Origin of the sequence: Actinomadura nitritigenes (genome assembly GCF_017573545.1) — a bacterium.
In the GTDB taxonomy this organism is placed as follows: Bacteria; Actinomycetota; Actinomycetes; order Streptosporangiales; family Streptosporangiaceae; genus Spirillospora; species Spirillospora nitritigenes.
In genome coordinates, this window is sequence record NZ_JAGEOK010000060.1 from 1 (window position 1) to 21332 (window position 21332).

Genomic DNA, 21332 nt, shown 5'->3' on the forward strand with positions numbered 1-21332 from the left:
GGGTGATGATCGCGGAACGGGCGTCCATGATCTGGAAGAGCTCGTGCTGGGCCGCGGTCAGCGGCTCGTCGGGATACGGGCGGGCGGCGTCGCCGCCGACGACCAGGGTCGTGCCGCCGTGCAGGACCCGCCCGAGCGGTCCGCGCGGGGTTCGGGGGAGCGGTGGGAGCGGCCCCTCCAGGGCGGCGATGTCGGCGGGGGACAGTTCGCGGTGCGTGGCGGCCGCCCGCTCGATCCGTCCGTCGGCGATGAGCAGGTCGACCTCCGCCCAGTCGCCGAGCGCGGGCACGACGAGCCGGACCAGCCGCCGCAGCACCTCGTCCTCGTTCAGCGTGGACGACAGCACCGTGGTGATCTCGGCGACCAGCGCCAGCCGGGAGTTGGCCCGCTGGACCTCGGCCATCCGGTCCTGGCGTTCCTGCTCGATCCGGAACCGCTCGGCGGCGTCCTGCAGGACGATGACCGCTCCGGCCACCGCCCCCGCCCCCGGTTCAGCGGCGGCCGCGGCCGGATCGTCGGCGAAGATCGGCGCGGACGACCAGGACAGCCTCACCGGCCGCCCGTCGCGGTGGGCGAACCGGTCGCCGTCGCCGTGGTCGGGGACTCCGGTGCGCAGCGTCCGCAGCGGGCGGCACTCCCGCTCCACCGGCGGCACCCCCTCACCGGCCCGGTGCATGAGCCGCTGCATCGGCGTCCCGACCATCTCTTCGCGGCTGTACCCCAGCAGCTCCCGGGCCCGGGGATTCCAGGCGGTGATCCGCCCGGTCGCGTTGACGGCCACCACGCCCGCGTTCATGGCCTCGACCAGGCCGTCATGGTGCATGCCGACCCCGCCGTCCGGTTCCCCGCTCATCTGGTCCTCCCGGTCGGACACCAGGACCCTGCCCCCTGGGCCGCCCCGGACACGTCCGAGGCGTGGGCGTTCAGGAGACGATCAGGAAGACCACGGCGATGACCGCGCAGACGGCGACGACCGCAACGGCCATGCCGCCGGCGAGGCCCCTCATCAGCCCGAGGTACTCGCCCTTCATCGTCATTCGCTCGTCGCTCCCCGTCCGGTCCGGGGCGACGCCGGCGTCACGGTCCACCGGGGGCCTCCTCTGACCGCCACCACGAGAAGGAGCGGACGTACTCGGTGCCTTCACGGGCCGGGCGGCGGCCATAGGTGACGGCGATGATGCCGCGGCCGCCGGCCGGCCGGTCGCGGGCTCCACCGGCGGGGAGGGGCGTGTGGTGGACCTCGCCCAGCAGGAGACGGGCGGGCGCCCGCAGTTCCAGCCGCATATCGATCGAGCCGCGCCCGCGCCGGCCCGAATGGGCGAGCAGTTCCTGGACGAGCGTCGTCAGGCGGTCGGTGAGCTCGCCTGCCACCAGCCCCAGCCCCCATCTGCGCAGCGCGTCGCGGATGGTGTCGCGGACGGGTTCGGACGCCAGGCTCCCTCCGGGCCACTGCCATCGGCCGGTGCGCAGGGCCTGCCGTCCGGCGGACTCGGCGTTGCGGCGCGCGGACGGGGTCACGGGCCCGGCCGCACGGGGAACGGCTCGGAGCGGGCTGCCCCGTGCCGGCGACCTCGGCGGACCGGGCGCCCGCCTCCGAGGTTCATGCGGTCACGCCGCGGCCTCGGCCTGCGCACGCGGGGACGCCAGGGCGACGAGGCCCGCCTCTTCGCAGGACGACACCTCGCCCGTGCCGAGTATCAGCAGCAGGCCATGGTGCCGCAGCACGCCCGGCGGGTTCTCACGCGGCGCCGGCGCCGCGTCGGCGTCCAAGCCGCCGTGCAGCGCGACGATGGTGTGGCCGGGACGCGCGTGTGAGGGCATCCGCACCTCGGAGGGAAGCGGGGGCAGGTCAGCGGACGAGGCGGTCATGGTGATCTCCGATCACGGTGGAGACGTCGCAGGAGGCGAGGATCTCCCACGGCGTATCGCCGGTCCCGGCCGCCGCCCTGCCCAGGGCCTCCTCCGCGCGGGCCCGGGGCGTCCCAGGTGGGATGACCAGCAGCAGAAGCGGCTCGTCACGGCCGCTGGAGACCGCGACCATGTGGTCCAGGTGGGGAAGCCAGCCCACGCGGATGACCCGGCGCAGGGCGGTGATGCGGAGCGGGACGTGGTCCCAGTCGTCGAAGTCGATGGTCAGGCGGGTGGCCGCGCCCAGCCGCTCGGCCAGGGTGATCACCAGTTCGGGGAGTTCGGCGGCCGCGTCGCGCGACCGGGGCCACCAGCCGCCGTCCATGATCCCGCGCCCGGTGCCGTCCGGCCTCAGGCGCAGCCGGGACGCGGGCGGCGGAATCAGGGGCGGGGCGGCCGTGCCGGGAAGGCGGGCGAGTCGGGTGCTGTGGCGGGCCATCTGGAAGGCCCCATTCTCGGTCCGGCGAGGACCGGGTCGTGATCCCCGAGGACGGCGCCGGCAAGGCGGCCCGCGCGCGAAATGCCCTCGATACGGCCAGCCTACGCCATGGAACGCCCCCGGGCGCGCCCGCCCGCGCCACCGCCTTGAAGCTCACACCACGCTGAACGGCCCTCGCGGCGGGACGGCCACCGGCACGAGCCGGAGGTTTCCAGCAGGATGACCGGCGGCACCCCGAACGGTCTTCAACAAGGTCACCGGCGGCCGATCGTGTCGAGTTCGGCGAGGTCGTCGGGGGAGAGCCGCAGCGCCGCGCCTGCGACGTTCTCGTGCAGGTGGGCCGCTGACGAGGTTCCGGGGATGAGCAGGATGTTCGGCGACCGCTGCAGCAGCCAGGCCAGGGCGACGGACATCGGTGACCTGCCCAGCCGGTCGGCCACGGCGGCGAGCGCCGAGGACTGCAGCGGGCTGAAGCCGCCGAGCGGGAAGAAGGGCACGTAGGCGATGCCCTGTTCGGCCAACTCGTCGATCAGCTCGTCGTCCTGGCGGTGGGCGAGGTTGTACAGGTTCTGCACGCACACGATCGGCGCGATCGCGCGTGCCTCGGCGACCTGCTCGGCCGTCGCGTTGCTGACGCCGAGATGCCGGATCAGACCCTGGTCCTGGAGTTCGACGAGTGCTTCGAAGGGGGCGGCGAGCGAGCCGGGCCGGGGTCCCTGAGCGTCCCCGAGCCGGAGATTCACCAGATCGAGCACCTCGAGGCCGAGGTCTTCGAGATTCTCGTGGACGGCGCGACGCAGGGCCTCGGGTTCGCGGGCCGGGGGCCAGCCGCCCTGCGGGTCGCGGTCGGCGCCGACCTTGGTCGCGATGTGCAGCGCCTCGGGGTACGGATGCAGCGCTTCACGGATGAGCCGGTTGGTGAAGCGCGGCCCGTAGGCGCCGGCGGTGTCGATGTGCGTGATCCCGAGGTCCCTGACCTCGCGGAGGACGGCGAGCGCGGCGTCGCGGTCGGCCGGCGGGCCCATGACCCCGGGGCCGGCGAGCTGCATGGCGCCGTAGCCGAACCGGGAGACCGGCAGGTCGCCCAGGGTCCAGGTGCCGCCGGGGAGGGAAGGGGAGGACATTCTCTACCTCTGTCTCTGGTGTGTGTGCTGCGAAGGGGCCTCGCGGCTCCTCGGCCCCCAGCCTGAGGGGAGTAACGTTCTGAAAGGAAGTAGGCACCTGAAAGTACGTAGCGAACCCTGAGGCGACGAAGGAGCGGGCGGTGGCGACGACGACGGCGGCCCAGCAACGGGCACAGGCCAAGGTGGAGTACGACGCGTTCCTGGAGGAATGTCCGAGCCGCGACCTCCTCAACCGGCTCTCGGGCAAATGGGTCGCGCTGGTCCTCGCCGCCCTCGGCAGCGACGGCCCGCGCCGGCCGGACGGCGAGTGCGCCGGGGGACCCCGGGCGATGCGCTACTCGGAGCTGTCGCGCATGCTGGCGGGTGTCAGCCAGAAGATGCTCACCCAGACGCTGCGCTCGCTGGAGCGCGACGGGCTCGTCACCCGCGCCGTGGTGCCCACCGTGCCCGTCACCGTCACCTACGAGCTGACCGACCTGGGCATCTCGCTGCACCACATGGTGCGCGGCCTGAAGGCCTGGGCCGAGACCCACATGGACGACGTGATCGCGAACCGCGCGGCGTACGACGCCACTACCGACTGAACGACGCTCCGCCGCCGACGGCGTGATGCCGGCCGGCGAACTTCCCGGCGCGGCGACGCACCAGCGTCCGGATCTGCCGCCCGCCGTCCGGAAGGCGACGGCTCGCTCCGGTCAGTGGAGACGCTGGTGGAGCGGGGCGGCCAGGTCGGTGGTCGTCAGGACCAGGGCGACGGTGTAGTCGATGAGATGGTCGCGGTCGATGTCCAGGTCGCCCCGGAACCAGGTGGTGAACAGGTCCCAGAGGCCGGCGGTGAGGGTCAGGCCGGTCAGTTCCAGGTCGGTGTCGGAGACGGGGACGCGGTCCAGCGTCTCGTGGGCCTGCGCGGCGAAGATGGCGGCCAGGGTGCGGACGATCTCGACTCGCCGCTGCTGGAGCAGGGGCGAGGAGGGGAACGCGCTGGTGAGGATGTGGGCGCGGCGCGGATCGCTGGTCAGGAAGTCGAACACCGCCGTCACCACGGCGCGGGTGCGGGCCTGCGGCTGGCGGGGGGCCTCACGGGCGGCGGAAAGGATCACGGCGGTGCCCTGGGCGACCTGGTCGTCGACGACCGCCATCAGCAGCGCGTCCCGGTCGGGGAAGCTCTCGTAGAAGTAGCGGTCGTTGAGCCCGGCTTCGGCGCAGACCTTCCGCACGGTGGTGGCCGCCAACCCCTGCGTGCCCAGCAGTTGCAGCCCCGCCGCGAGCAGCGCGGACCGGCGGCGGGCCCGACGCTGGTCGGCGGGGACCCCGCGGTAGGGGCGCGCGCGGGATGTCCGGGACGTCACGGCTCCGATTCTGCCGCATCCCCTTGACTCCACCCGCGAATCTGAGGACGCTGAACACCGGATATTTCTGGTGAACCGACTCACCAGAAATCGTGGCACGGTGAGACGGGAGCGTGAGGTCCGGTGGCGACGGAGAACCCCCCACAGCCGGCACCGACGGACATCGACCCGAGCGATCTGCGGTTCTGGGCCCGGCCGCTGGACGAGCGGGCACGGGCGTTCGCGGAGCTGCGCGCCCGGCCGGAACCGGTGTTCCTGACCCTGCCCAAGCTGCCGTTCCTTCCGCAGAGCCCGGGGTCCTGGGCCCTCGTCCGCCATGCCGACGTGACCGAGGCCAGCCGCCACCCGGAGATCTTCAGCAGCGAGCCCAGCGCGACCAGCCCGGCGGACATGCCCCGCTGGATGGACAAGTACTTCAACTCGATGATCGACATGGACGACCCGCGGCACGCCAAGATCCGCCGGATCGTCTCCAGGGCGTTCAGCCCCAAGATGCTCGCCAAGGCCGAGGACGACATCGCGAGGCGCGCCGCCCGGATCGTGGACGAGCTGATCCGGGCGGGCGGCGGGGACTTCGTCTCCCAGGCCGCGGCGCGGCTCCCGGTCGAGGTCATCTGCGACATGCTGGGCATTCCCGCTCGGCATCACCGGCGCGTGGTGGAGCTGACCAACATCATCGTCGGCTACAGCGACCCCGAGTACGTCGGCGCCACGGTGGAGTACGGCGGCGGCGGACCGAAGATGGGGCGGCTGCCCACGCTCCGCATGCTGGGCACGGTGGCGTCGGCCGGATGGCGGCTGCACCGGCTGGCCGCGCAGCTCGGGCGGGAGCGCAGGTCGGCGCCCACCGGCGACCTGACGTCGGCGCTGGTGAACGCCAACGTCGACGGCGAGCGGCTGAGCCCCCGCGAGTTCGCCGCGTTCTTCCTGCTGCTGGTCGTGGCGGGGAACGAGACCACCCGCAACGCGATCGCGCACGGGCTGAGGCTGTTCACCGAGCACCCCGACCAGCGGGAACTGCTGCTGGCCGACTTCGACGGGCGCATCGCGGGGGCGGTCGAGGAGATCGTGCGCTTCAGCAGCCCCGTCATCTTCATGCGCCGCAACCTGACCCGCGACCACGAGATGAACGGCCACACCTACCGCAAGGGCGAGCGGGTGACGCTGTTCTACTGGTCCGCCAACCGGGACGAGGCGGTCTTCACCGATCCCGATCGCTTCGACATCACCCGGTCGCCGAATCCGCATGTCGGGTTCGGCGGCCCCGGCCCGCATTTCTGCCTGGGCGCCAACCTGGCTCGGCGGGAGATCACCGTCATGTTCCGCGAGCTGTTCGACCGCCTGCCGGACATCACCGCCGGAGAGCCCGACCGGCTCATGTCCGGATTCATCAACGGATACAAGCGCCTGCCCTGCAGCTTCACCCCGCCGACCGCTTCCTCCGTGCGGCCCGGCTAGGAAGGACCGGCCCACCGCCATGCCCAGGGCCACCCACCGGCCCGGGCCAGTCGCCGGGTCACCCTCGACCCGTCCGAGACCGGGGAGGCGGGGTCCTGCAGGGACGAATCCACCTTGGTCGGGGACGTGGACGATGGTCAGCCGCGGGGCTGATGCCGCCGACCAGGACTTTCGTCCCTGGATGGAGCCGGTGACGGGCGCGAGGCTGGAGTCATGGGGTCCTGTCGGACGGGCGCGCACCGATCGACGTGAGCGTCTGGGAAACGCGAGGAGAACATGTCACAGCCCATCGTCGTAGGCGTCGACGGATCCGAGCACGCGGACCGGGCCGTGGACTGGGCGGCCACCGAGGCGAACCTGCGTCACCGGCGCCTTCACATCGTTCACGCCGTCGAGAACTGGCCGTACGGCGCGCCGCTGTTCGCACCGGCGGAGACGATCGGTCTCATGTCCCGGGTGGGGCGCGGCGTTCTCGTCGCCGTGGCCGAGCGTGTCCGGGAGCAGTGGCCCGACCTGGAGGTCAGCACGGCGCTCGTCTCGGACGACGCGCCGCATGCCCTGATCGAACAGACCGCGGGCGCTTTCGAGGTCGTCGTGGGCCACCGCGGCGTCGGCGGGTTCACCGGTCTGATGCTGGGATCCGTCGGCCTGCGGATGGCCGCGCGCTGCACGATTCCGGTCGTCATCGTGCGCGGGACGGCTGACGAGCGAGGGGAGGTCGTCGTCGGGCTCGACCTCCAGAAGGACGCGGACGCGATCCTTCACTACGCGTTCGACGCGGCCGCCCTGAACGGAGCGTCACTGCGGGTCATGCACGCCTGGCGCGTCTCGCAGACCCTCGTCGAGGCGGGCTTCGCCCCCGATCGGGACAAGGCGGAACGGGTGGAACGGGAGTTCCTCGACCGCCTCGCCGCGGCGTACGCGCCCTGGCAGGCGAAGTACCCGCAGGTCGACGTGGTTCCCGAAGTGGTCATGGCTCACCCGGTGACCGCCCTGTCGGACGCGTCGCACGCGGCCCGCCTGGTCGTGGTGGGCGCCCACACGCGGTCGTGGACGGCGCCTCGTCTCGGGTCCGCGGCGCACGGTGCGATCCACCACGCGCACTGCCCCGTCGCCGTCGTCCCTTCCACCTGAGGCCGTTCGAAGGAGGATCCGCTGGACGGCGTCTCCAGCGCCCCTTCAGGGGCTCTGAGCCAACGGTCGCTCCTTCACCGCCCTCAAACGCCCTGAGTTTTCCCGAACAGCGGTCCCGCCTTCGCGCGGGGCCGCTGTGACGTATGCCGCGCCCTCCCCGCACCCTGTCGGCGGGCCGGAAGGGTCCGGTTTACGGGACCAACGTCCCTGTTTGCGGTGATCTGAATCGATCAAGGTGGTCTCGACGCGAATCGATCACGTTTCGCGGCGTGCGCTCGGGTACCGGCCGTGCCCGAAGCGCAGCACCGACGAACGAGGCGGGTGGACGCAATGGGAGCATCACGGGAGCGGGCAGGCCTGCCGGGGGAGGCGCCGGCGGCGGCCGAAGGCGGACCGCGCCCGATGGTGATGCTGGTGCTGGTCACGTTGGGGTTCGCGCTGAACTTCTGGGCGTGGGCGCTGCTGAGCCCGCTCGGCCCCCGGTTCAAGGAGTCGCTGCACCTCAGCTCGTTCGAGCAGGCCCTGCTCGTGGCGGTGCCGGTGGTCGTCGGGTCGCTCGGCCGGATCCCGGTCGGGGCGCTGACCGACCGGTTCGGCGGCCGGATCATGCTCCCGGTGGTGTCGGCGGTGACGATCGTCCCCGTCCTCTACCTGGGGCTCGCCGGGCACTCCTCGCTGGCCGAGCTGCTGGCGGGCGGGTTCTTCCTCGGCGTCGGCGGGACGGCGTTCGCGGTGGGGGTGCCGTTCGTCAACGCCTGGTTCCCGCCGGAACGGCGCGGGCTCGCGATCGGCGTGTTCGGCGCGGGCATGGGCGGCACCGCGATCAGCGCGCTGACCACGGTCCGGATGGTCGACCGGTGGGGCGAGGCGACGCCGTTCGTGGTGACCGCGGTCGTGCTGGCGGTCTACGCGGTGGTCGCGGTGGTCGTGCTGAGGGAGGCGCCGGGGCGCGCGGTTCCGCAGGAGCCGCTCGCGCGGCGGCTGGCCGCGACGGCCCGGCTGGGCGTCACGTGGCAGGCGGCGGCGCTGTACGCGGTGGCGTTCGGCGGGTACGTGGCCTTCTCGGTCTACCTGCCCACCTACCTCAAGACCGAGTACGGGCTCACCCAGGTGGACGCGGCGAACCGGATGGCGGGCTTCGTCCTGCTGGCGGTGGTGATGCGCCCGGTCGGCGGGTGGCTGTCGGACCGGCTCGGCCCGGTGCGCGTCATGGTCGTGTCGCTGGTGGCGACCGCGGTGTTCGCGCTGGTCCAGGCGCCCGCGCCGGTGCTGCTGCCGCTCGGGACGATCGCGTTCCTCGGCATGGCGGCGGCGCTCGGCGTCGGCAGCGGCGCGACGTTCGCGCTGGTCGCGCAGGCGGCGCCGGCGAACAGGGTCGGCGCGGTGACCGGCGTGGTCGGCGCCGCCGGCGGTCTCGGCGGGTTCGTCCCGCCGCTGGTGATGGGCTCGATCTACGGAAGCCTCGGCTCGTACGCGGTCGGGCTCGTCCTGCTGGCCGTGGTCGCGGGGGCCGCCGCGCTCTTCACCGCCACGGTGGTGCGGCGGGCCGCCATTCCACAACAATCCGGTGAACCGGACATCGCGCCGCCGATCATCGGGCAGGGACCACCCCATGCCCGCGACGTCGACGAGCCGCACGGAGTACCACGCATGACGAACGAGGACGGCGTCGCGGAGGACGCAGCGGCCGGCAGGAAGGAACAGTCTTAGTGAACGACGAGAGCGGACGCGGTGCCCGGCCCGGAATGGACGGCCCTGTCGAGCAGGCGCTGGTGGGGACGCGGAGGTACTTCACCCGCGCGAAGGTGTCTCCCGACCTGCGGACGCTGACGAAGGCGGGCGGCCGGCAGGCGGACGCGTTCTACCGGGACCGGTGGTCGCACGACAAGGTGGTGCGGTCCACCCACGGGGTGAACTGCACCGGCTCCTGCTCGTGGAAGGTGTACGTCAAGGACGGCATCATCACCTGGGAGGCGCAGCAGACCGACTACCCGTCGGTCGGCCCGGACCGCCCGGAGTACGAGCCGCGCGGGTGCCCGCGCGGCGCGTCCTTCTCCTGGTACACCTACTCGCCCACGCGGGTCCGCTACCCCTACGTCCGCGGCGTGCTGCTGGAGATGTACCGGGAGGCGAAGGCGCGGACCGGCGATCCGGTCGCGGCGTGGCAGGAGATCGTGTCCGATCCGGAGAAGTCCCGGAGGTACAAGGACGCGCGCGGCCGGGGCGGTCTGGTGCGGGCGACGTGGGACGAGGCGACCGAGATGGCCGCCGCCGCGTACGTGCACACCATCAAGGAGTACGGCCCCGACCGCGTCGCGGGCTTCTCGCCGATCCCCGCGATGTCGATGGTGTCGCACGCGTCCGGCTCCCGGTTCACCTCGCTGGTCGGCGGGACGATGCTGTCGTTCTACGACTGGTACGCCGACCTGCCGGTGGCGTCGCCGCAGGTCTTCGGCGACCAGACCGACGTGCCGGAGTCGGGCGACTGGTGGGACGCCGGATACCTGATCATGTGGGGTTCCAACCTGCCGGTGACGCGGACCCCGGACGCGCACTGGATGACCGAGGCCCGGTACCGGGGGCAGAAGGTCGTGGCCGTGTCGCCCGACTACGCCGACAACGTCAAGTTCGCCGACGAGTGGCTGGCCGCGCAGCCCGGAACCGACGGCGCGCTGGCGATGGCGATGGGCCACGTGATCCTCAAGGAGTTCTTCATCGACCGGCAGGTCCCCTACTTCACCGGCTACGTGAAGCGCTACACCGACCTGCCGTTCCTGGTGCGGCTGGAGCGGCGCGACGGCGTGTTCGTTCCCGGCAAGTTCCTGACGGCGGCCGACCTGCCGGGCGCGGAGGCGGAGTCGGAGAACGCGGCGTTCAAGACGGTGATCCTGGACGAGGTGACCGGCCGGCCGCTCGTCCCGAACGGGTCGCTCGGCTTCCGGTACGGCGAGGCAGGCGAGGGCAGGTGGAACCTGGACCTGGGCGACGCCGACCCGCTGCTGTCGGTGGAGGGCGGCGAGGCCGTCGAGGTCGAGCTGGCCCGGTTCGACGCCGCGGACGGCGCCCCGGGGACGCTGCGGCGGGGCGTTCCCGTCCGCGAGGTCGGCGGCCACGTCGTCACGACGGTCTACGACCTGCTGCTGGCCCAGTACGGGGTACGGCGGGACGGGCTGCCCGGCACCTGGCCGTCCGGGTACGACGACGCGGCCGAGCCGTGCACCCCGGCGTGGCAGGAGGGCATCACCGGCGTGCCCGCGCAGGCGGCCGAGCGGATCGGGCGGGAGTTCGCCGCGAACGCCGAGGAGTCCCGCGGCCGGTCGATGATCGTCATGGGGGCGGGCACCAACCACTGGTTCCATTCCGACACGATCTACCGGGCCTTCCTGGCCCTGACGTCGCTGACGGGCTGCCAGGGCGTGAACGGGGGCGGCTGGGCGCACTACGTCGGGCAGGAGAAGTGCCGCCCGGTGACGGGATGGGCGCAGCTGGCCTTCGGCCTCGACTGGTCGCGCCCGCCCCGGCAGATGATCGGCACGGCGTTCTTCTACCTGCACACCGACCAGTTCCGCTACGACCATTTCGACGCCGGCGCGCTCGCCGCCGCGGGCGGGGGCGGGCGGCTGGCCGGGCGCACCACCGCCGACATCATCGCGCAGGCGGCGCGCCTCGGCTGGATGCCGTCCTACCCGACCTTCGACCGCAACCCGCTCGACCTCGCCGACGAGGCCGAGGCCTCCGGGAAGCAGGTCGGCGAGCACGTCGTCGAGGAGCTGAAGGCCGGGCGGCTGAAGTTCGCCTGCCAGGACCCGGACGCGCCGGAGAACGTCCCGCGCGTCCTGACCGTCTGGCGGTCGAACCTGCTCGGCTCGTCCGCCAAGGGCGACGAGTACTTCCTGAAGCACCTGCTCGGCACCGGCAACGCCGTCAGGGCGGAGGAGGCGGCACCCGAGCAGCGGCCCAAGGAGGTCGTGTGGCGCGACGAGGCGCCCGCCGGGAAGCTCGACCTGCTGCTGTCGCTGGACTTCCGGATGACCAGCACCACGCTCTACTCCGACATCGTGCTGCCCGCGGCGACCTGGTACGAGAAGCACGACCTGAACACCACCGACATGCACCCGTTCGTGCACTCGTTCAACCCGGCGATCGCTCCGCCCTGGCAGACCCGCAGCGACTGGCAGGCGTTCCAGGCGATCGCCGCCGCGTTCAGCCGGCTCGCCGAGACGCACCTCGGCGTCCGCAAGGACGTCGTCGCGATGCCGCTCCTGCACGACACCCCCGACGAGATGGCGACGCCGCACGGGCGGGTCGCCGACTGGGCGGCGGGGGAGTGCGAGCCGGTCCCGGGCGTGACGATGCCGAAGCTGGTGACGGTGGAGCGCGACTATCCCGCGGTCGCGGCGAAGATGAGCGCGCTCGGGCCGCTGGCGGAGAAGCTGGGCGCCACCACCAAGGGCGTCACCTTCGACGTGGCGGAGCAGGTCGAGTACCTGGCGCACAAGAACGGCGTGGTCCGGGGCGGACCGGCCGACGGGCGGCCGTCCCTGCAGCGGGACGTGCAGGCCTGCGAGATGATCCTCGCGTTCTCCGGCACCACCAACGGGCACCTGGCCACCCAGGGCTTCCACACGCTGGAGAGACGCACCGGGACCGAGCTCGCCGACCTGGCCGCCGAGCACGAGGGCAAGCAGATCACGTTCGCCGACACCCAGGCCCGCCCCGTGCCGGTCATCACCTCGCCGGAGTGGTCGGGCTCGGAGAGCGGCGGGCGCCGCTACTCGCCGTTCACGATCAACGTGGAGCGGCTGAAGCCATGGCACACGCTGACCGGAAGGCAGCACTTCTACCTCGACCACGACTGGATGGCCGAGATGGGCGAGCAGATGCCGACGTTCCGCCCGCCGCTGAACATGTCGGCGCTGTTCGGCGAGCCGCGGCTCGGGGAGACCGGCGAGCTCGGGCTGACCGTCCGGTACCTGACCCCGCACAACAAGTGGTCGATCCACTCCGAGTACCAGGACAACCTGTTCATGCTGTCGCTGTCGCGCGGCGGACCGGTGATCTGGATGAGCGGGACGGACGCCGCGAAGATCGGGGTGCGCGACAACGACTGGATCGAGGCGGTGAACCGCAACGGCGTCGTCGTGGCCCGCGCGATCGTCTCGCACCGGATGCCCGAGGGCACGGTGTACATGTACCACGCGCAGGACAAGCTCATCGACGTCCCGCGGTCGGAGACGTCCGGGCGGCGCGGCGGTGTGCACAACTCGCTGACCCGCCTGCTGCTCAAACCGTCCCACCTCATCGGCGGGTACGCGCAGCTGTCGTTCGCGTTCAACTACCTCGGCCCGACGGGGAACCAGCGCGACGAGATCACCGTCATCCGCCGGCGCTCCCAGGAGGTGCAGTACTGATGCGGGTCATGGCCCAGATGTCGATGGTGATGAACCTCGACAAGTGCATCGGCTGCCACACGTGCTCGGTCACCTGCAAGCAGGCGTGGACCAACCGCAGCGGCGTCGAGTACGTGTGGTTCAACAACGTCGAGACGCGCCCCGGCCAGGGGTACCCGCGCCGGTACGAGGACCAGGAGCGCTGGCGCGGCGGCTGGACGCTCAACAAGCGCGGCCGGCTCGCGCTCAAGGGCGGCGGCCGGCTGCGCAAACTGCTGACGATCTTCTCCAACCCGAAGCTGCCGGGGATCGGCGACTACTACGAGCCCTGGACCTACGACTACGAGACCCTCACCGACGCGCCGCTGCAGGAGCACACGCCCGTCGCCCGCCCGAAGTCGCTGCTGTCGGGCAAGGACACCAAGATCTCCTGGTCGGCGAACTGGGACGACGACCTGGGCGGCTCGGTCGAGCACGGCGACAAGGACGTCCTGCTCAAGGACATCTCCGACAAGGTGAAGATGGAGTTCGACAAGACCTTCATGTTCTACCTGCCGCGGATCTGCGAGCACTGCCTCAACCCGTCGTGCGCCGCGTCCTGCCCGTCCGGCGCCATCTACAAGCGCACCGAGGACGGCATCGTCCTGGTCGACCAGGACCGCTGCCGCGGCTGGCGGATGTGCGTGTCCGGCTGCCCGTACAAGAAGGTGTACTTCAACCACCGCACCGGCAAGGCCGAGAAGTGCACCTTCTGCTTCCCGCGCGTCGAGGTCGGCATCCCGACGGTCTGCTCGGAGACGTGCGTGGGGCGGTTGCGCTACATCGGGCTGATGCTCTACGACGCCGACAAGGTGCTGGAGGCCGCGTCCGCCCCCGAGGACACCGACCTGTACGAGGCGCAGCGGCAGGTGTTCCTCGACCCGCACGACCCGCAGGTCATCGCGGCGGCGGAGCGCGACGGCATCCCGGCCGACTGGATCGAGGCCGCCCAGCGGTCCCCGGTGAACGCCCTGATCAACACCTACAAGGTGGCGCTGCCGCTGCATCCGGAGTACCGGACGATGCCGATGGTCTGGTACATCCCGCCGCTGTCCCCGGTCGTCGACGTCGTCCGCGACACCGGGCACGACGCCGAGGACAGGGGGAACCTGTTCGCGGCGATCGACGCGCTGCGCATCCCGGTGGAGTACCTCGCCGAGCTGTTCACCGCCGGGGACACCGCCCCGGTCGACGCCGTCCTGCGCAAGCTGGCCGCGATGCGCTCCTACATGCGCGACATCAACCTCGGCCGCGACCCCGACGGCACGATCCCCGAGGCGGTGGGCATGTCGGGCGAATCCATGTACGACATGTACCGGCTGCTCGCCCTCGCCAAGTACGACGAGCGCTACGTCATCCCGCCCGCGCACGCCGAGCAGGCCCACGGCCTGGAGGAGCTGGCGACCGAGTGCGCGCTGGACTACGACGGCGGCCCGGGCATGGGCGGAGCCGGGCTGGGCGGCGGCTCCGGCCCGTTCGGTGAGGCGTCCGGGCGACCGAACCCGATCGCGGTGGAGAACTTCCACATGCTCCGGGAGCGGCAGACCTCCGACAACCCGGTCGACCCGGCCGACAAGCACAAGCGCGTCAACCTGCTGAACTGGGACGGCAAGGGCATGCCGACCGGCCTGTTCCCCGAGCGCCGCGGCGACGGCCCGGAGGGCGCCGGCCCGCCCGCCGGCTCCGGCGCCGCCGAGACGGAGCCCAGGCCATGAGGATCGGACCCGCGAAGAAGGCCCGCTTCACCGAGACGGAACTGGCCACCGCCTGGCAGGTCGCGTCACTGCTGCTCGGCTACCCCGACGAGGAACTGCTCGGGCGGCGGCCGCTGCTGCGGCGGGCCGTCGGGAGCCTGCCCGCTCCCGCCGCCGAACCGCTGACCCGTGTCCTCGACCATCTGGACGCGACCCCGCCGCAGGACCTCGCAGCGGAGTACGTCGCGACGTTCGACCACCGCAGACGCTGCTGCCTGTACCTGACGTACTACGCCTACGGCGACACCCGCAAGCGCGGCATGGCGCTGCTGCGCTTCAAGCAGGCGTACGCCGCGGCCGGACTCGATCTGGACGCCACCGAACTGCCCGACCATCTCGCCGTCGTGCTGGAGTTCGCCGCCACCGGCGACCTCGCCCAGGGGCGCCGGCTGCTCGTGGAACACCGGGCCGGACTGGAACTCCTGCGGCTGTCCCTCACCGAGGCGGGGTCGCCGTGGACGGCCGTGCTGGAGGCGGTCTCGGCGACGCTGCCGCCGCTGACCGGCCGGAACGAGGAGGCGGTCGCCCGCCTCATCGCCGAAGGCCCGCCCGAAGAGGAGGTCGGCCTCGCGCCCTACGGGACGGCGTCGGGTCCCGTCTTCCTGCCCGATCCGGTCCTGGAGGCCCGCTCATGACCAGTCTCGTACCGGCCCTGGCCGCCGGCAGCGGCGAAGCCGGGGTCTCCGGCGTCCTGCTGTGGGTCGCGCTGCCGTACGTCACCGCCGCGGTGTTCGTCCTCGGGCACGTCTGGCGGTACCGCTACGACAAGTTCGGCTGGACGACCCGCTCGTCCCAGCTGTACGAGAACCGGCTGCTGCGCATCGGCAGCCCGCTGTTCCACTTCGGCATCCTGTTCGTCCTGCTCGGCCACGTCGGCGGCATCCTCGTCCCCGAGAGCTGGACCGACGCCGTGGGGGTCAGCGAGCACACGTACCACATCGCGGCGCTCGTGCTGGGCACCGTCGCGGGCTTCTGCACACTGGCCGGCCTGGTGATCCTGATCTACCGGCGGCGGACCGTCGGCCCGGTGTTCTCCGCCACCACCCGCAACGACAAGCTGATGTACGCGGTACTGGCGCTGACCATCGTGCTCGGCCTCGCCGCGACCGTCGTGGCCAACCTGCTCGGCGGCGGCTACGACTACCGCGAGACGGTCTCGCCCTGGTTCCGGTCCATCTTCTACTTCCGGCCGGACCCGGACCTGATGAGCGGCGTGCCGATCCTGTTCCGGCTCCACGCGATCAGCGCGATGGCGCTGTTCTGCATCTGGCCGTTCACCCGGCTGGTGCACATGCTCACCGCCCCGGTCGGCTACCTGACCCGCCCCTACATCGTCTACCGCAGCCGAGACGTCCAGCTGGGCGCCCTCCCGCCCCGGCGCGGATGGGAACGGACCTGACGGCCCCGGTCGGCTGGTGACCTTCGGCCCTGCCGTGCGCGGCCCGGCCGATGGTGCGCTGGGGGCAACGATCTCAAGGAGGAACGGTGACGTCCACGACGACCCCGAGCGGCCCTTCGACCGACACCGAACTCGCGTCGATCGACGCCTACTGGAGAGCGGCCAACTACCTGTCGGCCGGGCAGATCTACCTGCTCGACAATCCGCTGCTGCGCGAGCCGCTGCGGCGGGAGCACATCAAGCCCCGGCTCCTGGGGCACTGGGGCACCTCGCCGGGCCTCAACTTCTGCTACGTCCACCTCAACCGGGTGATCAAGGCCCGCGATCTGGACGCCATCTACATCATGGGGCCCGGGCACGGCGGGCCCTCCGCGGTCGCCAACGCCTGGCTGGAGGGCACTTACAGCGAGGTCTACCCCGCGGTGTCCCAGGACGCCGTCGGGATGAAGGCGCTGTTCCGGCAGTTCTCCTTCCCCGGCGGCGTCCCGAGCCATGTCGCGCCGGAGACGCCGGGGTCGATCCACGAGGGCGGCGAGCTCGGCTACTCGCTGGCGCACGCGTACGGAGCCGCGTTCGACAACCCGGACCTGGTCGTGGCGTGCATCGTCGGGGACGGAGAGGCCGAGACCGGGCCGCTCGCGGCCAGCTGGCATTCCACCAAGTTCGTCGACCCGGTGAACGACGGCGCGGTGCTGCCGATCCTGCACCTGAACGGCTACAAGATCGCCAATCCGGCCGTGCTCGCCCGCATCCCCGAGGACGAGCTGGTCAGGTTGTTCGAGGGGTACGGCCATGCCCCGATCGTGGTCTCCGGCGACGATCCGGCGACCATGCACCGGGACATGGCGGCGGCGCTCGACCGCGCGCTGGACGAGATCGCCGCCGTCCAGCGCGCCGCCCGCGAGGACGGGGCGGCCGGGCGCCCCCGCTGGCCGATGATCATCTTGCGGACGCCGAAGGGGTGGACGGGGCCCAAGGAGGTCGACGGCCTGCCCGTGGAGGGCACGTGGCGCGCCCACCAGGTGCCGCTCGCCGGCGTCCGCGACGATCCCGGGCACCTGGCGGAGCTGGAGGCGTGGCTGCGGTCCTACCGTCCGGAAGAGCTCTTCGACGACGCCGGGCGGCCGGTCCCCACGCTGCGCGACCTCGCACCGTCAGGGAACCGGAGGATGAGCGCCAACCCGCACGCCAACGGCGGGCTGCTGCTGCGTCCTCTCGACCTTCCCGACCCGCGCGCCTACGCGGTGGCGGTGGACAAGCACGGCACCGCCACCGCCGAGGCCACGCGCGTCCTCGGCGGCTACCTGCGCGACGTCGTCGCCGCGAACCCGCGGAGCTTCCGGATCATGGGCCCGGACGAGACGGCCTCCAACCGGCTGGGCGCCGTCTTCGAGGTCACCGACCGCGTGTTCGAAGGCGAGAGGCGCGACACCGACGAGCACCTGGCCGGCAGCGGCCGCGTCATGGAGGTGCTCAGCGAGCACCTGTGCCAGGGCTGGCTGGAGGGCTACCTGCTGACCGGGCGGCACGGCCTGTTCAACAGCTACGAGGCGTTCGTCCACATCGTCGACGCCATGTTCAACCAGCACGCGAAATGGCTGAAGGTCACCCGGCACCTGCCGTGGCGGCGGTCCGTCGCGTCGCTCAACTACCTGCTGTCCTCGCACGTCTGGCGGCAGGACCACAACGGGTTCACCCACCAGGACCCCGGTTTCCTGGACGTGGTGCTGAACAAGAAGGCCGAGATCACCCGCGTCTATCTGCCGCCGGACGCCAACACGCTGCTCTCGGTCGCCGACCATTGCCTGCGCTCCCGCGACTACGTCAACGTCATCGTCGCCGGCAAGCAGCCAGCCCCGGTGTGGCTGCCGATGGACGAGGCGGTCGCGCACTGCGCGCGCGGCATCGGCATCTGGGAATGGGCCTCCACCGACGGCGGCGCCGACCCCGACGTGGTCCTGGCCTGCGCCGGCGACGTCCCCACCCTGGAGACCCTCGCCGCGGTGGACCTGCTGCGGCGCTTCTTCCCGGAACTGCGCGTCCGGGTGGTGAACGTCGTCGATCTCATGCGTCTCCAGCCCGTCGAGGAGCATCCGCACGGGCTGCCCGACGTCGAGTTCGACGCCCTGTTCACCGCCGACAAGCCCGTCATCTTCGCGTTCCACGGCTACCCGTACCTGATCCACCGGCTCACCTACCGCCGCCACGGACACCACGACCTGCACGTTCGCGGCTACAAGGAGGAGGGCACCACCACGACGCCCTTCGACATGGTGATGCTGAACGACCTGGACCGCTTCCACCTCGTCGTGGACGTCATCGACCGCGTGCCCTCGCTCGGCAGCCGGGTGGCGAACGTGCGGCAGCGCATGCTGGACGAGCGGCTGCGGCTGCGCGCGTACACACGGGAGCACGGCGAGGACGCGCCGGAAGTCCGCGACTGGGCCTGGCCCTACTGAGCGCGCCGTGCGAAGGAGTGCGTCATGCGAGTGCTCACCGTCAACCCCGGCTCGAGCAGCGTCAAGCTCAGCCTCCTGGAAGCCGACGACACCACGAGCGTTCACATCGAGCTGCCGACGGGCGGAGCCGACCGCGAGGCCGAGCGCGTCATCGCCTCCGTGGCAAGGCTCCCTCGCCCCGACGCGGTCGGCATCCGCTTCGTGCACGGCGGCCGCGACTACACCCGGCCGGTGCTGATCGACGACGAGGTCGCCAAGCGGCTGTACCACCTGGCCGACCTGGCGCCGCTGCACCAGCCGCTGTCGCTGTACGCGCTGGGCGAGATCAGCAGAGCCCTCCCGGACGTGCCGGCGGTGGCCTGTTTCGACACCGCCTTCCACGCCACCCTGCCGGACGCCGCCGCCACCTACGCCCTGCCGGCCGAATGGCGCGAGCGGTTCGGCCTGCGCCGCTACGGCTTCCACGGGCTGTCGCACGCCTACGCCGCCCGCCGCGCCGCCGAACTCCTGGGCGCCTGCCCCGCCGTCCCGCGCATGGTGGTGTGCCATCTGGGATCGGGAGCGTCCCTCGCGGCGCTGGCGAACGGGCGGTCGGTGGACACCACCATGGGGTTCACGCCGCAGGAGGGCCTGGTCATGGCCACCCGAGCGGGCAGCATCGACCCAGGCATCCCGCTGTGGCTGCTGGCGCACGGCGTCCCCGCCGGCGAGGTCGCCGACGCCCTGGAACACCGTTCCGGGCTGAGGGCCCTCGCCGGGACCGGAGACATGCGCAGGCTGCGCTCCCGCGCCGCCGCCGGAGACGAGGTGGCGGTGGCGGCGCTGGCCGTGTACCACCACCGGCTGCGGGCCTGCGCGGCGGCGATGGTCGCGGCCCTCGGCGGCCTCGACGCGCTGGTGTTCACCGGCGGCGTGGGCGAGCACGATCCTGTGACCAGGCGGCGGCTGGCCGCCGACCTGGGCTTCCTGGGAGTCGAGGTCGATCCCGATCGCAACGCCGTCACCGGCGCCGACACGGTGATCAGCCCGCCCGGAGCGGCCGTGGCGGCCGTGGTGGTCACCGCCCGCGAGGACCTCGAGATCGCCGCGGCCACCCGGTCCGACCTCGGCGGGACGTAAGGCCCTTCGGCCGGGACGTTGGCCACTGTCGGGCCCGGACCGTCGACGGCGAGGCTGGAGGTGAGCAGGTAACCGGAGTGGCCGAGGAGGCTCCAATGCGTGCGCTGGTTTACCACGGTCCGGGTCAGAAGGCCTGGGAAGAGGTCCCGAAACCGCAGATCATCGATGACGGCGACGCGGTGGTGCGGGTCGACGCGGTGACGATCTGCGGGACGGACCTGCACATCCTCAAGGGCGACGTCCCGGCCGTCACCGACGGCAGGATCCTCGGCCACGAGGCCGTCGGAACCGTCGAGACGGTCGGTTCCGGTGTCCGGACGGTCGAGCCGGGCGACAAGGTGCTGGTCTCGTGCATCACCTCATGCGGGACCTGCCGGTTCTGCCGCGAGGGCAGGTACGGGCAGTGCCTCGGCGGGGGCGGCTGGATCCTCGGACACAAGATCGACGGAACGCAGGCCGAGTACGTCCGCGTGCCCTTCGCAGACACCTCCGTGCACCCGCTGCCGGAGGGGGTTCCCGTCGAGGACGTGCTGATGCTGGCCGACATCCTGCCCACCGGGTACGAGGTCGGGGTCCTCAACGGCCGCGTGGGGCCCGGCGACGTCGTCGCGGTCGTCGGCGCGGGCCCGATCGGCCTGTCCACGATCATGGGGGCGCGGCTGTTCAGCCCGAGCCGGATCATCGCGGTCGACCTGGCCGACAGCCGTCTCGCGGCGGCCAAGGAGTTCGGCGCGGACGTCCTGGTGAACAACTCCCGCGAGGATCCGGCCGCGATCGTCCGCGACCTGACCGGCGGGCTGGGGGCGGACACGACCGTCGAGGCCGTCGGCGTCCCCGACGCCTTCGAACTCGCGGTCGCGCTGGCGCGTCCCGGCGGTCGCATCGCCAACATCGGCGTGCACGGCGAGCCCGCGACGCTGCACCTGGAGGAGCAGTGGATACGGGACGTCACGATCACCACCGGGCTGGTGGACACCTTCTCCACGCCGACGCTGCTGCGGCTGCTCGCCGGCCGGCAGCTCGACGCCGGACGGTTCGTCACGCACCGCTTCGGCCTCGACGACTTCCCGAAGGCCTACGAGGTCTTCGCCGACGCCGCCCACACGGGCGCCCTCAAGGTCGTCCTGACCCGCTGACCCGCTGACCCGCCGAGCCGGGAACCGGAGGAGCCGCGGCCGTCCACCCTCGGGCTTGGACGGTCGCGGCTCCCGCCCCGGACCTTCGGCGTCCGGCGCCCCTTCAGCGGCGCTCGGGATGAGCGGCCACGTCGTGCCACACCGCGTTGGCGCCGCTGTGCCCGATCCGGACCACCTGGACGCCGGACGCGGCGGCCCCTCCGATCGCCAGGACCGCCGCGGCCACGGTCACCGCGCCCGCCCAGCGCGGCGCCGCCGCCGACTCGCGGCGGGCGTACCAGCCGACGCCGGTCATGACGGCGAGGCCCAGCCACATCACTCCCGCGAGGGGCAGCAGCATGTCGGCCAGTTCGGCGTGCCGTTCCACCAGGGCGCTGTGCGGGACCCGGCTCTCCAGGTTCTCGCCGCTCGACGTCGCCATCGGCACCGAGATCACCGCGACGGTCGCCACGGCGAGTACCCACGGGGCCGCCACCCGCCGCGCCCGCGGCCACAGCGCCACCACGAGCGTTGCGGCGACGGTGAGCGGGACGAGGAAGACCACCAGGTGGACGACGAGCGGATGGGTCGGCAGGCCCCAAAGGGTCGACGGCATGAGCAACCTTTCGCATAGACGGGGGGACT

At 72.1% G+C, this 21332-nt stretch carries 19 protein-coding genes; 11 read left to right on the forward strand and 8 right to left on the reverse strand.

Features of this window, described 5'->3' with window-relative positions; translation table 11 throughout:
- From J4557_RS46885 to J4557_RS46910, 6 genes are all read right to left on the reverse strand, one after another.
- Nucleotides 1-853, reverse strand: an 853-nt coding sequence (locus J4557_RS46885; protein WP_208274057.1) for a PAS domain S-box protein, incomplete at its 3' end; no start/stop codon positions are given.
- A gap of 70 nt (nucleotides 854-923) precedes the next feature.
- Nucleotides 924-1088, reverse strand: coding sequence for a hypothetical protein (locus J4557_RS46890; protein WP_208274059.1), 165 nt, complete (start codon nucleotides 1086-1088; stop codon nucleotides 924-926).
- Nucleotides 1078-1518: a hypothetical protein gene (locus J4557_RS46895; protein ID WP_208274061.1), complete on the reverse strand. Its 441-nt coding sequence runs from the start codon at nucleotides 1516-1518 to the stop codon at nucleotides 1078-1080. Before J4557_RS46895 ends, J4557_RS46890 begins: the two co-directional genes overlap by 11 nt.
- A 90-nt stretch (nucleotides 1519-1608) precedes the next feature.
- Entirely contained in the window at nucleotides 1609-1869 is a 261-nt protein-coding gene (locus J4557_RS46900; protein ID WP_208274063.1) for a hypothetical protein, read from the reverse strand.
- Nucleotides 1850-2347 (reverse strand): DUF5994 family protein, encoded by a 498-nt coding sequence (locus J4557_RS46905; protein WP_208274065.1) that lies wholly within the window; start codon nucleotides 2345-2347, stop codon nucleotides 1850-1852. Before J4557_RS46905 ends, J4557_RS46900 begins: the two co-directional genes overlap by 20 nt.
- A 254-nt stretch (nucleotides 2348-2601) precedes the next feature.
- The gene (locus tag J4557_RS46910; RefSeq protein WP_208274066.1) at nucleotides 2602-3471 is read right to left on the reverse strand and encodes an aldo/keto reductase family oxidoreductase; all 870 of its coding nucleotides are present in this window, start codon (nucleotides 3469-3471) and stop codon (nucleotides 2602-2604) included.
- Between the two features lie 140 nt (nucleotides 3472-3611).
- On the opposite strand from J4557_RS46910, the gene J4557_RS46915 reads away from it, so the two are divergent.
- Nucleotides 3612-4055 (forward strand): winged helix-turn-helix transcriptional regulator, encoded by a 444-nt coding sequence (locus J4557_RS46915; protein ID WP_208274068.1) that lies wholly within the window; start codon nucleotides 3612-3614, stop codon nucleotides 4053-4055.
- A gap of 111 nt (nucleotides 4056-4166) precedes the next feature.
- Here the strand turns inward: J4557_RS46915 and J4557_RS46920 are convergent, their stop codons facing one another.
- Nucleotides 4167-4820: a TetR/AcrR family transcriptional regulator gene (locus J4557_RS46920; protein ID WP_208274070.1), complete on the reverse strand. Its 654-nt coding sequence runs from the start codon at nucleotides 4818-4820 to the stop codon at nucleotides 4167-4169.
- A gap of 123 nt (nucleotides 4821-4943) precedes the next feature.
- On the opposite strand from J4557_RS46920, the gene J4557_RS46925 reads away from it, so the two are divergent.
- From J4557_RS46925 to J4557_RS46970, 10 genes are all read left to right on the forward strand, one after another.
- Complete coding sequence (locus J4557_RS46925; RefSeq protein ID WP_208274072.1) at nucleotides 4944-6278, forward strand: cytochrome P450; 1335 nt, start codon at nucleotides 4944-4946, stop codon at nucleotides 6276-6278.
- Between the two features lie 276 nt (nucleotides 6279-6554).
- Entirely contained in the window at nucleotides 6555-7412 is an 858-nt protein-coding gene (locus J4557_RS46930) for a universal stress protein (protein WP_208274074.1), read from the forward strand.
- A gap of 330 nt (nucleotides 7413-7742) precedes the next feature.
- Nucleotides 7743-9122, forward strand: a complete 1380-nt coding sequence (locus tag J4557_RS46935; protein WP_243777462.1) for an MFS transporter — start codon at nucleotides 7743-7745, stop codon at nucleotides 9120-9122.
- A gap of 35 nt (nucleotides 9123-9157) precedes the next feature.
- On the forward strand, nucleotides 9158-12823 hold the full coding sequence (locus J4557_RS46940) for a nitrate reductase subunit alpha (RefSeq protein ID WP_208274112.1): 3666 nt from the start codon (nucleotides 9158-9160) through the stop codon (nucleotides 12821-12823).
- Nucleotides 12823-14556 carry a nitrate reductase subunit beta gene (narH, locus tag J4557_RS46945; RefSeq protein ID WP_208274076.1) on the forward strand — a complete coding sequence of 578 codons (1734 nt, stop codon included), beginning with the start codon at nucleotides 12823-12825 and terminating at the stop codon, nucleotides 14554-14556. The genes J4557_RS46940 and narH overlap by 1 nt, the downstream gene beginning before the upstream one ends.
- Nucleotides 14553-15230, forward strand: a complete 678-nt coding sequence (gene narJ / locus J4557_RS46950) for a nitrate reductase molybdenum cofactor assembly chaperone (RefSeq protein ID WP_208274078.1) — start codon at nucleotides 14553-14555, stop codon at nucleotides 15228-15230. Before narH ends, narJ begins: the two co-directional genes overlap by 4 nt.
- On the forward strand, nucleotides 15227-15994 hold the full coding sequence (gene narI / locus J4557_RS46955) for a respiratory nitrate reductase subunit gamma (protein ID WP_208274080.1): 768 nt from the start codon (nucleotides 15227-15229) through the stop codon (nucleotides 15992-15994). The genes narJ and narI overlap by 4 nt, the downstream gene beginning before the upstream one ends.
- Before the next feature lie 86 nt (nucleotides 15995-16080).
- On the forward strand, nucleotides 16081-18453 hold the full coding sequence (locus J4557_RS46960) for a phosphoketolase family protein (protein WP_307800607.1): 2373 nt from the start codon (nucleotides 16081-16083) through the stop codon (nucleotides 18451-18453).
- Between the two features lie 24 nt (nucleotides 18454-18477).
- A complete protein-coding gene (locus J4557_RS46965) occupies nucleotides 18478-19572 on the forward strand; it encodes an acetate/propionate family kinase (RefSeq protein ID WP_208274084.1) in 1095 nt (364 codons plus the stop codon).
- A gap of 95 nt (nucleotides 19573-19667) precedes the next feature.
- Entirely contained in the window at nucleotides 19668-20708 is a 1041-nt protein-coding gene (locus J4557_RS46970; protein WP_208274086.1) for a zinc-dependent alcohol dehydrogenase family protein, read from the forward strand.
- Nucleotides 20709-20811: 103 nt separating this feature from the next.
- On the opposite strand, the gene J4557_RS46975 is transcribed toward J4557_RS46970, so the two are convergent.
- Nucleotides 20812-21303 carry a DUF2231 domain-containing protein gene (locus J4557_RS46975; RefSeq protein ID WP_208274088.1) on the reverse strand — a complete coding sequence of 164 codons (492 nt, stop codon included), beginning with the start codon at nucleotides 21301-21303 and terminating at the stop codon, nucleotides 20812-20814.
- Between the last annotated feature and the right edge of the window lie 29 nt (nucleotides 21304-21332).